We start from the raw sequence: 14,084 nt of genomic DNA, 5'->3' as shown, positions 1-14,084 counted from the left end.
GCCCGGGAGAACCCGGACGGGGCACACACCGTCACACGACGGACCGACGGCTACTCCTCCTCGGCGCTCTCCGCCTCCGTGGCCGCCCCGCCGGCCTCCAGCAGACGCGCCAGCTGACGACCCACGATCCGCTTGAACTTCCGCTTCTGCGGACGCGTACGGTCCAGCACCGCCACCTCCAGCCGCTCCGCGGGAATCTCCCGCTCACTGCCGTTGGTGTCCCGCGACAAGGCCTGCACGGCCAGCTTCAGAGCCTCCGCCAGAGTCATCCCCTCGCGGTGCCGCTGATCGAGGAAACTGCTGATCTGCTCCGCGTTGCCGCCCACCGCCACCGAACCGTGCTCATCCACGATCGAACCGTCGTGCGGCAGCCGGTAGATCTGATCGCCCTCGGGCGTCTCCCCCACCTCCGCCACGACCAGCTCCACCTCGTACGGCTTCTCGGCCGCCGAGGAGAAGATCGTGCCCAGCGTCTGCGCGTACACGTTCGCCAGACCACGCGCGGTCACGTCGTCCCGGTCATAGGTGTACCCACGCAGATCCGCGTACCGCACACCACCGATGCGCAGATTCTCGTATTCGTTGTACTTCCCGGCGGCCGCGAAACCGATCCGGTCGTAGATCTCGCTGAACTTGTGCAGCGCACGGGACGGGTTCTCACCGACGAACACGATGCCGTCGGCGTACTGGAGAACGACCAGGCTGCGGCCCCGGGCGATGCCCTTGCGGGCGTACTCCGCCCGGTCGGCCATGGCCTGCTGAGGTGAGACATAGAACGGCGTCGACACCGGCTATCCGTCCCTTTCTGTCATGGTCACTGGATCACCTTGCACACACAAGCCCGCGCTCAGAGCAGGGCGGCCTTGGGACCGTCCGGCTCCTCCAGACGCTTCTGGAGCACCGCGCGCGCGATCCCGGAGGCTTCCTCCTCCGTGAGCCGGCGGAAACCGTCCTCGGTGATCACCGTGATGATCGGGTAGATCCGGCGGGCGACATCGGGACCACCGGTCGCCGAGTCGTCGTCGGCCGCGTCGTAGAGGGCCTGCACCACCAGTGTGGTCGCCTGCTCCTCGGACAGGTCGCCACGGAACAGCTTCTTCATCGCGCCCCGCGCGAAGATCGAGCCGGAACCCGTCGCCGCGAAATTGGTCTCCTCGGAACGCCCGCCCGTCACGTCGTACGAGAAGATCCGGCCCTTCTCCCGGTCCACGTCGTACCCGGCGAACAACGGGACGACGGCCAGACCCTGCATGGCCATCCCCAGATTCGACCGGATCATCGTCGACAACCGGTTGGCCTTGCCCTCCAGCGACAGCTGGGCGCCCTCGACCTTCTCGAAGTGCTCCAGCTCCAGCTGGAAGAGCTTCACCATCTCCACGGCGAGACCCGCCGTGCCGGCGATACCGACGGCCGAGTACTCGTCCGCCGGGAACACCTTCTCGATGTCCCGCTGCGCGATCACGTTCCCCATCGTGGCCCGACGGTCACCGGCGAGGACCACACCACCGGGGAACGTCACCGCCACGATCGTCGTCCCGTGCGGCGCCTCGAGCACACCCTGCGTGGGCGGCAGCTGCCGCTTGCCCGGCAGCAGCTCGGGCTGGTGCTCGCAGAGGAAGTCCATGAACGAGGAGGATCCCGGCGTCAGGAAGGCAGCTGGTAGACGCCCGGTGCCACGAGTATTGGCTTCCACGAGTTTCCTTCCAGGTAGGCGGCGGCCCGGCGGACGGCGTCGGGATCGTCTCCCAACTTGCCGATGGCCGAATTGCAGTTGAAGCACAGTACGCCACGGACCCTACCCGTCTTGTGGCAGTGATCCACATGTACGGCCGGAGCGTTCAGGCAGATCACGCAGAGTCCGCGCTGAGAGCCGACCATCGCATCCCGCTCGGCCTCGGTGAGTCCGTAACTGCGCTTCAGGTGATCGGCGCGCCCCTTCTGGGCACGGCAGGCTTTACAGCTTGTCGACAGCTTGTCGGAAGCCGTCGCGTTGCGGTGCCACTCACTGTGCGGCTTGATCACCCCGCAGCGTCGACAGAACTTGTGCCCCTCCGGTGTTTCCACCGGGGGGCGTACGTTTTTCCCTTTGGCCAGTTGCCGCGCCTGATGGTAGGCAGCCGCGCATTCCCGGCAATAGGCCTGCAGCCCGTCACGCATAGCCTTGTTTCGCGCGAACGCCGCCCGCGGCTTGTTCTGCTTGCACCGCGAGCAGCGCTTCGCGTCGTCTAGGCCTTCCAACTTCCGACTCCCCCGCAGCCTTCGATTCGAAGGAAGAACCTACTCTCCACCCTTCTGAACGAAGGAGCGCACGAAGTCCTCGGCATTTTCCTCTAGGACATCGTCGATTTCGTCCAGCACCGAGTCCACGTCGTCCGACAGCTTCTCGTGCCGTTCCTTGAGGTCTTCCGAGGCCTGCGCTTCCTGCGTCTGCTCCTCGGCCTGTTCGGTCGAGTGCGTCGCCTTCTGCTGGCCGCCGCCGGTGTCCTTGGTTGCCATAACCCTCACCCCGCTCAGTTCGCCTGCCGATCGGTGATGATCAGACCCTACAAGCCGGGTCCGACATCGGCCCCGCAGTTTCCACAACGTGCGGGGGCCACCTCGATGATTCCCGAGCGGTGGGATTTCCACCCCGACCGCCCGGAGCGGTACGAGTACCCGCTGGTCGCGCTCAGCCGCCCGACAGGACCCTGACCAGGTCTTCCGCGGTACGGCAGCGGTCGAGCAGCTCCTTGACGTGATTTCGCGTTCCGCGTAGCGGTTCCAGGGTTGGAACGCGCTGCAGCGAGTCGCGGCCGGGGAGATCGAAGATGACCGAGTCCCAGGAGGCGGCGGCGACGTCGTCGGCGTACTGCTCGAGGCAGCGGCCGCGGAAGTACGCGCGTGTGTCCTCCGGCGGCTTCGTACGGGCCTTGTCGACCTCGGCCTCGTCCAGGAGCCGCTTGATGCGTCCGCGGGCCGCCAGGCGGTTGTAGAGGCCTTTCTCGGCCCGTACGTCGGCGTACTGGAGGTCGACGAGGTGGAGCCGGGCGGCGTCCCAGTCGAGGTCGTCGCGGCGGCGGTAGCCCTCCATGAGTTCGCGTTTGGCGACCCAGTCGAGTTCGCCGGCGAGGCTCATGGGGTCGTTCTCCAGCCGGGTGAGGGTGTCCTCCCAGCGGCTGAGGACGTCCTTGGTCTGGTCGTCGGCGTCGGCGCCGTGGCGTTCCTCGACGTACTTGCGGGCGAGCTCGAAGTACTCCATCTGCAGCTGGACGGCGGTGAGCGTGCGGCCGCTGCGGAGGGTGACGAGGCGCTTGAGGGAGGGGTCGTGGGAGACCTGGTGGAGGGTGCGGACAGGCTGGTCGACGGCCAGGTCGACGGCGATGAAGCCGTCCTCGATCATGGACAGGACCAGGGCGGTGGTGCCCAGCTTGAGGTACGTCGAGATCTCGGAGAGGTTGGCGTCGCCGATGATGACGTGCAGGCGGCGGTACTTCTCCGCGTCGGCGTGGGGTTCGTCGCGGGTGTTGATGATGGGGCGCTTGAGCGTGGTCTCCAGGCCGACCTCGACCTCGAAGTAGTCGGCGCGCTGGCTGAGCTGGAAGCCGTGTTCGTGGCCGTCCTGGCCGATGCCGACGCGGCCGGCGCCCGCGAAGACCTGGCGGGAGACGAAGAAGGGCGTGAGGTGGCGCACGATGTCCGAGAAGGGGGTCTCCCGCTTCATCAGGTAGTTCTCGTGCGTGCCGTAGGAGGCGCCCTTGTTGTCGGTGTTGTTCTTGTAGAGGTGGATGGGCTGGGCGCCGGGGAGCTGGGCGGCCCGCTCCGCGGCCTCGGCCATGATGCGTTCGCCGGCCTTGTCCCAGAGGACGGCGTCGCGGGGGTTGGTGACCTCGGGGGCGCTGTATTCGGGGTGGGCGTGGTCCACGTAGAGGCGTGCGCCGTTGGTGAGGATCACGTTGGCGAGGCCGATGTCCTCGTCGGTGAGCTGGCTGGAGTCGGCGGCCTCCCGGGCGAGGTCGAAGCCTCGCGCGTCGCGCAGCGGGTTCTCCTCCTCGAAGTCCCAGCGGGCCCGGCGGGCCCGGTGCATCGCCGCGGCGTAGGCGTTGACGATCTGGGACGAGGTGAGCATGGCATTGGCGTTGGGGTGGCCGGGGACGGAGATCCCGTACTCCGTCTCGATGCCCATTACTCGCCGTACGGTCATGCGGCCCTCCTTGCCCGGCGGCACCCTCGGTCGTGGGCGTCGCTCAAGTACCGCTGGCGCTCCGGTGCGTGTGCGGTGCCCGTCCCCGCACTGCGCGATTCGGCGGTAGGAACGAGCCTAGAACGCCTTTGCGCTGGTGGGGAGATCATTTGCGTCATTGGCTGCTCCGGTCGTGGCCTGAAAAACGCAAGGGCTGCGGGTACCCGGTGAGGGCACCCGCAGCCGCCCTGCTTTTACAGGTACTGACCGGTGTTCGCCACCGTGTCGATGGAGCGTCCCGTGTCCGCGCCCTGCTTTCCGGTGATGAGGGTACGGATGTAGACGATCCGTTCGCCCTTCTTTCCGGAGATCCGGGCCCAGTCGTCGGGGTTGGTGGTGTTGGGCAGGTCCTCGTTCTCCTTGAACTCGTCCACGCAGGCCTGGAGGAGGTGGGAGACGCGGAGGCCCTTCTGGCTCTTTTCGAGGAAGTCCTTGATCGCCATTTTCTTGGCGCGGCCCACGATGTTCTCGATCATGGCGCCGGAGTTGAAGTCCTTGAAGTAGAGGACTTCCTTGTCGCCGTTGGCGTAGGTGACTTCCAGGAAGCGGTTTTCCTCGGATTCGGCGTACATCTGCTCGACCGCCGTCTGGATCATGCTCTGGACGGTGGTGGCCTTGTCGCCGCCGTGCTCGCCGAGGTCGTCGCCGTGCAGGGGGAGGCGTTCGGTGAGGTACTTGCCGAAGATGTCCTTGGCGGCCTCGGCGTCGGGACGCTCGATCTTGATCTTCACGTCGAGCCGGCCGGGGCGCAGGATGGCGGGGTCGATCATGTCCTCGCGGTTGGAGGCGCCGATGACGACCACGTTCTGGAGGCCTTCCACGCCGTCGATCTCGGCGAGCAGCTGGGGGACGATGGTGTTCTCCACGTCCGAGCTGACGCCGGATCCGCGGGTGCGGAAGAGGGATTCCATCTCGTCGAAGAAGACGATGACGGGGGTGCCCTCGCTGGCCTTCTCACGGGCGCGCTGGAAGACGAGGCGGATCTGCCGCTCGGTCTCGCCGACGTACTTGTTGAGGAGCTCGGGGCCCTTGATGTTGAGGAAGAAGCTCTTGCCGGCGGCCTGGCCGGTGACCTCGGCGACCTTCTTGGCCAGCGAGTTCGCGACGGCCTTGGCGATGAGTGTCTTGCCGCAGCCGGGGGGGCCGTAGAGCAGGACGCCCTTGGGCGGGCGCAGCTCGTGCTCCCGGAACAGGTCGGGGTAGAGGTACGGCAGCTCGACCGCGTCGCGGATGGCCTCGATCTGTCCGCCGAGGCCGCCGATCTGCTCGTAGCCGATGTCGGGGACCTCTTCGAGGACGAGTTCTTCGACCTCACTCTTGGGGACGATCTCGTAGACGTATCCGGAGCGCGGTTCGAGGAGCAGGGCGTCGCCGGGGCGGATGGTGACGTCCAGCAGCGGTTCGGCGAGCCGGACCACTCGTTCCTCGTCGGTGTGTCCGAGGACGAGGGCGCGTTCGCCGTCCTCGAGGATCTCCTTGAGGGTGACGATGTCGCCGACGCTCTCGTACTCCATGGCCTCGACCACGTTGAGCGCTTCGTTGAGCATGACTTCCTGGCCGCGCCGGAGGTCGTCGAGCTCGACGCTGGGGCTGACGTTCACGCGGAGTTTGCGGCCGCCGGTGAAGATGTCGGCGGTGCCGTCCTCGTTGGCCTGCAGGAAGACTCCGAAGCCGGCCGGTGGCTGGGCGAGCCGGTCGACTTCTTCCTTGAGGGCCACGATCTGGTCGCGGGCTTCGCGGAGTGTGTTGGCCAGTCTTTCGTTCTGGGCGGACACGCCGGCCAGGTTCGTCTGCAGCTCGACGATCCGCTCTTCGAGAATCCTCGTGTGTCGCGGAGAGTCGGCGAGCTTACGTCGCAGGACGGCGATCTCCTGCTCAAGGTAGGCGATCTGCCCGGCCGGGTCGTCGGACCCTCGTCCCGGGCGGATGCCGCGGTTCATGTCGTCGTCGTGGGCTGCCACGGTCCTCACCTCCTCCAAGGGGAGCTGGACGCTTCCAGACCCTACCTGGGTGGGTGTCGATTGAAACCCCTAGATCACAAAGACTGTCAAGGTGTGTCGTCGGTCACCCGGTGCGCTCTCCCTCGCACGGAGGGGATACCCACTCAACGTGATGGGGAAGCAGCCTGTTCCAAGCACGGGGTGGTCAAATTCCTTCATTACTGGCCGGAGTTGTCCGGTCGGGCTGGGTGGCCCTGGCGCGGGCAGCCCTGAGGGCGCTCGTACGATCATCACGCAGAGCGACGGTCCGGGCGGGTGGGGTCACCGCGGGCGGGGCCTGAAGTGTGCGGGTCCGTGGCGGGGGTACCTCTGTCTCCGGTCGGGCCTTCGTACCCGGGGGCCGGGGCCAAAAACCCCGGGGCGGTGGAGGACGGCCGTGTTCCGGGCGGAGGTAGGGTCGGGGGTGTTCAACAGCCGCTGGAGCGGAACCGGCTGGCCCTCGGGTTGCCGGGACCGCCCGGCGAACCGACGGCAGGAGAGATGACCGTGCAGCAGGAGGCCCCGGGCGGCGAGGCGCTGGAGGTCTGGATCGACCAGGACCTGTGTACCGGCGACGGGATCTGTGCCCAGTACGCCCCTGAGGTGTTCGAGCTGGACATCGACGGGCTGGCCTATGTGAAGGGCGCGGACGACGAGCTGCTGCAGGCGGGCGGTGCGACGACGCCGGTGCCGCTGCCGCTGCTGACGGACGTGGTGGATTCGGCCAGGGAGTGTCCCGGTGAGTGCATCCATGTGCGCCGGGTTTCGGACAAGGTCGAGGTGTACGGGCCCGACGCGGAGTAGTCCGGTTCAGACGCTGTGGGCCCCGGCCGGGGTGGAGCGGAGGAAGGCGCTGCCGTTCCACCGCCACGTGGCCGGGGTCTTCACGTCGGGGCAGCAACTGGGTACGTCGTCCGAGGAGTAGCCGAGGAGGGTGGCGGCGACCGTCCGCTCGCGTATCGCGAAGTCGGTGACGGTGAAGCGGTCCTTGGGGTCGACGAGGGTGGCGACCACGCGGGGCTTGGCGCCGCCGGCGGGGCGGGTGAGGACGTAGACCCCGTCGGGCGGGGTGCCCATGGGGGCGTCGCAGTGGACGACGGCGACGGTTTCGGGCCTGCCGTCGCCGTCGAGGTCGCCGGTGGTCTTCTTGACGACGACCGCCTTGACGGGTCCGCACCGCAGCGGGAAGGCCACGCCGGTGGTGCTGGGCGGGGCCGCGGCGGCGGGGGCGGACTGGGTCCGGATGCCGGGGGCGGCCTGGGCGGCGGTGGCCGATCCGGGCTGGACGACGGAGGAGAGCGCGACGACGCCGGCGACGGCGGTGGCGGTCGCCACCCAGTGGATGGGCCGGGTCTGGGTGTGGGCGAGCTCCGGAACGGCGGATTGCTGCACTAGGAGTGTCTCCTGTGAGGGCTGTGCCGGTGGGGGTGGCCAGCATGGTGCCACACGTCACAGTGCGGGGGAACGGCGGGGTCCGGGATTTCCGCGGGTGGCGCGCCCGGGTGTGTCCGGGGCGGGCGGGGCCGTGGGGGCGTGGGAGTCCTGGTGTCCTGTCAACAGACAGGCGCCGTGCCCGAGTTCCCGTTGTGGTGGGGGAACTCGGGCACGGCGCCCTGGCGTTGTTCGGGTGTGCGGCCGTTCAGCGGCCGGTGCCGCCGTCGGCGTTGGGGCCGGCGTAGTCCTCGCCGTAGGCGCCCTTGGCGGGGCGGCGGCGGCGCATGGGGGGCTCGACGCCGTCCGCGAGGCGGCGGGCGGTGAGCAGGAAGCCGGTGTGGCCGATCATGCGGTGGTCGGGGCGGACGGCCAGGCCCTCGATGTGCCAGTTGCGGATCATGGTCTCCCAGGCGGTCGGCTCGTTGAAGCAGCCGATCTCCCGGATGGACTCGACGGTCCGGGCGAGCTGGGTGGTGGTGGCCACGTAGCAGCAGAGGATGCCGCCGGGGACGAGCGCCTTGGAGACGGACTCCAGGCATTCCCAGGGGGCGAGCATGTCGAGGATGACGCGGTCGACGTCGGTGTCGGACAGGTTGTCCTGGAGGTCGCCGACGGTGAGCTGCCAGGCGGGGTGCGGGCCGCCGAAGTAGCGCTCCACGTTCGCCTGGGCGATCTCGGCGAAGTCCTCGCGGCGCTCGTAGGAGTGCAGCATGCCCTGGTCGCCGATGGCGCGCAGCAGGAAGCTGCTGAGCGATCCGGAGCCGACGCCGGCCTCGACGACGCGTGCGCCGGGGAAGATGTCGGCGAAGGCGAGGATCTGCCCCGCGTCCTTGGGGTAGACGACGGCTGCCCCGCGGGGCATGGACAGGACGTAGTCGGGGAGCAGGGGGCGCAGCGCGAGGTAGGCGACGTTGCCGGTGGTGCGGACAACGCTGCCCTCGGGAGCGCCGATCAGTTCGTCGTGCGGGAAGGAGCCCTTGTGGGTGTGGAAGTTCTTCCCGGCTTCGAGCGTGAACGTGTAGTGGCGACCCTTGGGGTCGGTCAGCTGTACCTGGTCCCCGACCTTGAAGGGCCCGCGCCTGCGGGCAGCACCGGTCGGTTCGGACATGTGAACAGACTACCGGCCTTTGCCGGGGCCGCGGACCACTACGGCGTGGGTCTGGCCATGGCCTTGACGAAGGCCCGTTCGACGTCGGCGGCGGACAGGACGCCGTAGATCTCGCCGCTCTCCTCGACGACGAGGTACTCGGTGGCGGGGGTGGCGCGCAGGGTGTCGAGGAGTTCCTCGCCGGACAGCTCGGCGGAGACGCGCATGCCGTCGGTGAGGTCCTGGGCGAGGCCGCTGACGGCGACCCAGGGGCGTCGGTGTTCGGGTACGCCGACGATGGCGGCCTCGCGGACGAGGGAGAGGGGGTGGCCGTCGGCGTCGACGATGACGAGGGCGCGGGCGCCGGCGGCGTTGGCGCGGCGGAGGGCTTCGGAGAGGGGGGTGTCGGTCTCGACCGGTACGGCGCGGCGGGTGAGGGTGCGGGCGCGGAGTTCGGGGAGGTGTTCGCGCAGGCGGGCCATGCGGAGGCTGTTGCCGGCGCCGGTCCAGATGATGGCGGCGAGGATGGCGGCGAGCAGGGCGTCGGTGACGGTGTCCATGCCGCCGGTGTCCTCGCCGCTGCCGCCGAGGGCGCCGGACTGGTTGAGCAGGGGCAGGCCGATGAGGACGGAGACGGCGAGGGCGCGGCCGACCCAGGCGGCGGCGACGGTGCCGGTCATGGGTTTGCCGCTGAGCTTCCAGACGACGGCGCGGAGCATGCGGCCGCCGTCGAGGGGCAGGCCGGGCAGGAGGTTGAAGATCGCGACGATGAGGTTGGAGACCATGAGTCCGGCGAGCAGGACGCCGGGGACGGTGCCGGGTTCGACCGGCTTCATGGCGAGGTAGAACAGGCCGGCGAGGACGAGGGAGAGCAGGGGGCCGACGAAGGCGAGGACGAATTCGCGGCCGGGGGTCTCGGCTTCCTTCTCGATCTCGGAGACGCCGCCGAAGAACTGGAGCTGGATGCGGCGGACGGGGAGTTTGAAGCGGATGGCGGCGACGGTGTGGGCGAGTTCGTGGACGAGGACGGAGGCGTAGAAGGCGACCGCGAAGAAGAGGGAGACGAGGTAGCGGGCGGCGCCGAGTTCGGGCAGGACGCGGTCGAGCTGGCCGCCGAAGACCCAGGTGATCAGGGCGGCGACGAGGAACCAGCTGGGGGCCACGTAGACGGGGACGCCGAAGGGGCGGCCCATGAGGATGCCGCCGCCGGGTTCTTTGGGCCGTGGCCGGGGCGGTGCGCCCTTGGCGATCCCGGAGTGTGCGAGGGTGCGGTGCTCGGCGTGGTCGGCGTGCGGGGTGCTGTCGGTGCCGCCGGGTTCGGCGGGGGTGGCGGTCCCCCGTTCCGGGGCGGTCGTGCCGGTGTCCTCGTCGGACATCACGGGGCGGGTGCCGGTGGTGGTGTCCGGCTGCGGGGCGGGCTCGTCGTCGGCCGTGGGGTGGTCCGGGTGGGGGGTGTCCTGTGCGGGTGCGGGGGTCTCGGACCGTTCGGGCCGGTCCTGCTCGGGGGCGGGGGGCTCGGGCCGTGCGGGCCCGGGGCCGGGGTGATCGGTGGGTCCGGTCGCCGGGGCCGTTGGACCTGCGGGGTGCTCGGCCGGCTCGTCGTTGCCGGACCGCGGCTGCCCGCTCCCGCCGCTCACGTCCACGGTTTCCCCTCGTTCGAAGCGTCTTCCGCGCCTGACGGGGCGGAAGGGTCTCTGGTCGATGGTATGCGGCCGTGGTGGCGTGTTTCGCCCCGGCACCCCTTGTGTTTGCCCCGCGGTGGGGTGGCCGACGCGGTCGCGGGCTGGGTCACTGTCGGTGGCGGGCCGTATGGTCTGTGGAATGGACAGCAGCATCGAGGAGGCGGGGGCCCGGACGGGCGGCGCCGATCAGACGGAACCGGTCGCCCCGTCGCGGCCGAGGGTGCCCGGGGCGGCGCTGCCGGCCCAGGTGGGACCGGTCCCCTCGATGGCCGGGGCCGCGGACGGGCCGGAGCCGGACGCGGCCGTGCCCGGTTCGGCGGCGGCCGGCACCGGTGAGACGGAGTCCGGGGTCGGTGAGACGGAGTCCGGGACCGGCGCGGGAGGGTCGCCGGAGGCCGGGCGGGTCGCGGTGGCGCCCTCGTCGCTGTCTCCGTCGCGGGCCGGTGACTTCATGCAGTGTCCGTTGCTGTACCGGTTCCGGGTGATCGACCGGCTGCCGGAGAAGCCGAGTGAGGCGGCGACCCGGGGGACGCTGGTGCACGCCGTGCTGGAGCGGCTGTTCGACGCGCCGGCCGGGGAGCGGACGGTGCCGCGGGCCAAGGCGCTGATCCCGGGGCAGTGGGACCGGTTGCGGGAGAGCAGGCCGGAGGTGACCGAGCTGTTCGCGGACGATCCGGAGGGCGAGCGGCTGGCCCGCTGGCTGGCGGAGGCCGAGCGGCTCGTGGAGCGCTGGTTCTCGCTGGAGGATCCGACGCGGCTGGAGCCGGCCGAGCGTGAGCTGTTCGTGGAGGCGGAGCTGGAGTCGGGGCTGCGGCTGCGCGGGATCATCGACCGGGTGGACGTGGCGCCGACGGGCGAGGTACGGATCGTCGACTACAAGACGGGGAAGGCGCCGCGGGCGGAGTACGCGGAGGGCGCCCTGTTCCAGATGAAGTTCTACGCGTTGGTGGTGTGGCGGCTGAAGCGGGTGGTCCCGCGCCGGCTGCAGCTGGTCTATCTGGGCAGTGGGGACGTGCTGACGTACGACCCGGATCTCGCGGACCTGGAGCGGGTGGAGCGCAAGCTGCACGCGTTGTGGGAGGCGATCTCGCAGGCCACGCGGACGGGGGTGTGGCGGCCGAGGCCGACCAAGCTGTGCGGCTGGTGCGATCACCGGGCGCACTGCCCGGAGTTCGGGGGTACTCCCCCGCCCTATCCGCTGCCGGTCGTGGAGCCCGGTCCCGGGGCGGGCTGAGCCGGTGCAGGGGGTGCCCCGGCGGCCCGTCGGTGCGGGCGCGCAGGGCAGAATGGGGCCGGACTAGCGAAGGAGTGTCACGTGGCGATCCGCGTCCTACTGGTCGACGACCAGCCGCTGCTGCGTACCGGGTTCCGCATGATCCTGGAGGCCGAGCAGGATCTCGCGGTCGTCGGTGAGGCCGGCGACGGTCTGCAGGCCCTGGACCAGGTGCGGGCCCTGCAGCCGGATGTCGTGCTGATGGACATCCGGATGCCGCGGATGGACGGCGTCGAGGCGACCCGGCAGATCACCGGGCCGGGGCGGGACGGCCCGGCGAAGGTGCTGGTGCTGACGACGTTCGATCTGGACGAGTACGTGGTGGAGGCGCTGCGGGCGGGTGCGAGCGGCTTCCTGCTGAAGGACGCGCCGGCGAACGAGCTGGTGCAGGCGATCCGGGTCGTGGCGGGCGGTGAGGCGATGCTGGCGCCGAGCATCACCCGGCGGCTGCTGGACAAGTACGCCACGCATCTGCCGTCGGGTGAGGAGCCGGTGCCGGACACCCTGCACACGCTCACCGACCGTGAGGTGGAGGTGCTGAAGCTGGTGGCGCGGGGGCTGTCGAACGCGGAGATCGCGGCGGACCTGTTCGTCAGTGAGACGACGGTGAAGACGCATGTGGGGCATGTGCTCACCAAGCTGGGGCTGCGGGACCGGGTGCAGGCGGCGGTGTACGCGTACGAGAGCGGGCTGGTGCGGCCCGGCGCGCAGTAGGCGGTACGACGGCGAAGGGCGCCCCCTCCCGGGTGGGAGGGGGCGCCCTTGTCGTGGCCGGGGTCAGCTCTTGTGGAGTTCCCAGAACCGGAACACCGTGGAGGCGTCCAGGCAGTACTCCAGGCCGTAGACGCCGTCGCGGACGACGGCGTACTGCTTGCCCTGCCAGACCGGCAGGATGGGCAGTTCGTCGGCGACGATGTCCTGGAGCCGGCCGAAGTCCTTGTCGGTGGCGGCGCGGTCGCTCTGTGCGGCCGTGCCGGGGATGAGGGATCCGGTGATGGCGCGGTTGCTGTAGTGGTTGGCCAGCACGTTGCCCTTGCCGAAGAAGGGTGCGGTGAAGTTGTCGGCGTCGGGGTAGTCGGGCACCCAGCCCTTGACGTAGACGCCGTAGCGGCCCTTGGCGATGTCCTTCTCGTACTGGTCGAAGGCGACGGACTTGACGTCGGCGTCGAACAGGCCGCTGGCGTTGAGCTGGCCGGCGATGGCCTTCAGTTCCTCGTCGGTGGCGGGGCCGTAGCGGGACGGCGTGGACCACAGGGTGAGCTTGACCTTGCCGGTGATGCCGTCGGCGCGCAGCGCGGCGGCGGCCTTGGCGCGGTCGGGGCGGGCGCCGTAGGTGTCGAAGAAGGCGGTGTTGTGGCCGGCGATGCCCGCCGGGATGATCGAGTAGAGCGGGGTGGCGGTGCCGTCGTAGACGTTCTTGATGAGGGCTTCTCGGTCGACGAGGTGGGCCATGGCCTTGCGGACGCCGAGCTTGCCGGCGACCGGGTCCTTCATGTTGAAGACGAGGTGCTGGACCTCGGCGCTGCTGCCCTCGATGACGTCGACGCCCTTGCTGTCGTCCTGCCGGTCGAGGTCGGCGACGTCGGTGGCGGTCAGGCCGCGGTAGGCGATGTCGATGTCGCCGTCGAGGAGGGAGCGCTTGAGGCCGGGCTGGTCGCCGTGGAAGAACTTGAGGGTGACTCCGGAGTTGCTGATCTCGGAGGTGCCCTTGTAGTTGCCGTTGACGGAGAAGACGGCCTGGTCCTTGTCGAAGGAGTCCAGTTTGTAGGGGCCGGAGCCGACGGCCTTGTGGTCGGTGCGCAGGCCGTCGGCGTCGTACTGGCGGTGGTCGACGATGGAGCCGGCGCCGGAGGCGATCTTGCTGGGGAAGGTGGCGTCGGGGACCTTCAGGTGGAAGACGACGGTCTTCGCGTTCGGGGTGTCGACCTTCCCGAGCATCGGGAACATGATCGCGGGACCCGCGGGGTCGTCGATCTTCCTCATGCGGTCGAAGGAGAACTTGACGTCCTCGGAGGTGAGGGCGTCGCCGTTGCTGAACTTCAGGCCGTCCTTCAGTTCGCACCGGTAGACCATGGCCCGGGTGTCGGTGAAGGTGCATTCCTTCGCCAGTTCGGGCTCGGGTTCGGTGCCGCCCTTGGGGAAGCTGAGGAGTGACTGGAAGACGTTGTCGAACAGTATCCAGGAGCCGGGGTCGTAGCCGGATGCCGGGTCCGTGGCGAGGACGTCGTCGGACATCCCCATCACCACGGAGGAGCCGGTGCCCCCGGAATCACCGGTCTCGGAGCCACAGCCGGTCAACAGGCCGGAGGCCAGCCCCGCCACGACGGGCAGGACTGGCCACTGGTTGCGCATGTTCACTTGAATTGTGCCTTGTCGTCGGTTCGTCACACCGGAGCCACCGTCCTGGCGC

General features: G+C 69.5%; 13 protein-coding genes. 3 read left to right on the top strand and 10 right to left on the bottom strand.

Translation table 11 applies throughout. The annotated features are described in order from the left end of the window. Positions 1 to 50 precede the first annotated feature (50 nt). The 6 genes from prcA to arc form a co-directional block, all read right to left on the bottom strand. Entirely contained in the window at positions 51 to 788 is a 738-nt protein-coding gene (gene prcA / locus ACF08B_RS26265; protein ID WP_073899694.1) for a proteasome subunit alpha, read from the bottom strand. A gap of 59 nt (positions 789 to 847) precedes the next feature. Beyond that, positions 848 to 1,693, bottom strand: a complete 846-nt coding sequence (prcB, locus tag ACF08B_RS26260; RefSeq protein ID WP_392319669.1) for a proteasome subunit beta — start codon at positions 1,691 to 1,693, stop codon at positions 848 to 850. Next, the gene (locus tag ACF08B_RS26255; RefSeq protein WP_392319668.1) at positions 1,645 to 2,157 is read right to left on the bottom strand and encodes an endonuclease VII domain-containing protein; all 513 of its coding nucleotides are present in this window, start codon (positions 2,155 to 2,157) and stop codon (positions 1,645 to 1,647) included. Before ACF08B_RS26255 ends, prcB begins: the two co-directional genes overlap by 49 nt. 120 nt (positions 2,158 to 2,277) lie before the next feature. After that, entirely contained in the window at positions 2,278 to 2,496 is a 219-nt protein-coding gene (locus tag ACF08B_RS26250; RefSeq protein ID WP_073899701.1) for a ubiquitin-like protein Pup, read from the bottom strand. Positions 2,497 to 2,668: 172 nt separating this feature from the next. After that, positions 2,669 to 4,180 (bottom strand): depupylase/deamidase Dop, encoded by a 1,512-nt coding sequence (gene dop, locus ACF08B_RS26245; protein ID WP_371127819.1) that lies wholly within the window; start codon positions 4,178 to 4,180, stop codon positions 2,669 to 2,671. Positions 4,181 to 4,413: 233 nt separating this feature from the next. Then, positions 4,414 to 6,180: a proteasome ATPase gene (gene arc, locus ACF08B_RS26240; protein ID WP_073899705.1), complete on the bottom strand. Its 1,767-nt coding sequence runs from the start codon at positions 6,178 to 6,180 to the stop codon at positions 4,414 to 4,416. Positions 6,181 to 6,699: 519 nt separating this feature from the next. On the opposite strand from arc, the gene ACF08B_RS26235 reads away from it, so the two are divergent. Next, positions 6,700 to 7,002, top strand: coding sequence for a ferredoxin (locus ACF08B_RS26235; RefSeq protein WP_093479036.1), 303 nt, complete (start codon positions 6,700 to 6,702; stop codon positions 7,000 to 7,002). Between the two features lie 6 nt (positions 7,003 to 7,008). Here the strand turns inward: ACF08B_RS26235 and ACF08B_RS26230 are convergent, their stop codons facing one another. The 3 genes from ACF08B_RS26230 to ACF08B_RS26220 form a co-directional block, all read right to left on the bottom strand. Beyond that, a complete protein-coding gene (locus ACF08B_RS26230) occupies positions 7,009 to 7,590 on the bottom strand; it encodes a hypothetical protein (protein WP_392319667.1) in 582 nt (193 codons plus the stop codon). A 247-nt stretch (positions 7,591 to 7,837) separates the two neighbouring features. Further along, on the bottom strand, positions 7,838 to 8,740 hold the full coding sequence (locus ACF08B_RS26225; RefSeq protein ID WP_073899711.1) for a tRNA (adenine-N1)-methyltransferase: 903 nt from the start codon (positions 8,738 to 8,740) through the stop codon (positions 7,838 to 7,840). A 38-nt stretch (positions 8,741 to 8,778) separates the two neighbouring features. Next, the gene (locus ACF08B_RS26220; protein ID WP_392319666.1) at positions 8,779 to 10,362 is read right to left on the bottom strand and encodes a site-2 protease family protein; all 1,584 of its coding nucleotides are present in this window, start codon (positions 10,360 to 10,362) and stop codon (positions 8,779 to 8,781) included. A 304-nt stretch (positions 10,363 to 10,666) separates the two neighbouring features. Between ACF08B_RS26220 and ACF08B_RS26215 the strand changes: the two genes are divergently transcribed. Together ACF08B_RS26215 and ACF08B_RS26210 are read left to right on the top strand one after the other, a co-directional pair. Then, entirely contained in the window at positions 10,667 to 11,635 is a 969-nt protein-coding gene (locus tag ACF08B_RS26215) for a RecB family exonuclease (protein WP_392319804.1), read from the top strand. Positions 11,636 to 11,716: 81 nt separating this feature from the next. Further along, the gene (locus tag ACF08B_RS26210) at positions 11,717 to 12,388 is read left to right on the top strand and encodes a response regulator transcription factor (RefSeq protein ID WP_073899715.1); all 672 of its coding nucleotides are present in this window, start codon (positions 11,717 to 11,719) and stop codon (positions 12,386 to 12,388) included. A gap of 63 nt (positions 12,389 to 12,451) precedes the next feature. On the opposite strand, the gene ACF08B_RS26205 is transcribed toward ACF08B_RS26210, so the two are convergent. Further along, positions 12,452 to 14,032: an ABC transporter substrate-binding protein gene (locus tag ACF08B_RS26205; RefSeq protein WP_392319665.1), complete on the bottom strand. Its 1,581-nt coding sequence runs from the start codon at positions 14,030 to 14,032 to the stop codon at positions 12,452 to 12,454. Between the last annotated feature and the right edge of the window lie 52 nt (positions 14,033 to 14,084).

The organism is Streptomyces sp. NPDC015139 (assembly GCF_043079785.1).
GTDB lineage: Bacteria > Actinomycetota > Actinomycetes > Streptomycetales > Streptomycetaceae > Streptomyces > Streptomyces albidocamelliae.
The sequence above is the reverse complement of the archived record's forward strand: the minus strand, read 5'-3'. Positions and strand labels throughout refer to the sequence as shown.

What these genes read in the sequence shown, in the direction of transcription:
- dop (WP_371127819.1), bottom strand. Translation starts at nt 4,180, where the DNA reads ATGACCGTACGGCGAGTAATGGGCATCGAGACGGAGTACGGGATCTCC.
- ACF08B_RS26225 (WP_073899711.1), bottom strand. Translation starts at nt 8,740, where the DNA reads ATGTCCGAACCGACCGGTGCTGCCCGCAGGCGCGGGCCCTTCAAGGTC.
- ACF08B_RS26215 (WP_392319804.1), top strand. Translation starts at nt 10,667, where the DNA reads ATGGCCGGGGCCGCGGACGGGCCGGAGCCGGACGCGGCCGTGCCCGGT.
- ACF08B_RS26235 (WP_093479036.1), top strand. Translation starts at nt 6,700, where the DNA reads ATGACCGTGCAGCAGGAGGCCCCGGGCGGCGAGGCGCTGGAGGTCTGG.
- ACF08B_RS26255 (WP_392319668.1), bottom strand. Translation starts at nt 2,157, where the DNA reads ATGCGTGACGGGCTGCAGGCCTATTGCCGGGAATGCGCGGCTGCCTAC.
- ACF08B_RS26250 (WP_073899701.1), bottom strand. Translation starts at nt 2,496, where the DNA reads ATGGCAACCAAGGACACCGGCGGCGGCCAGCAGAAGGCGACGCACTCG.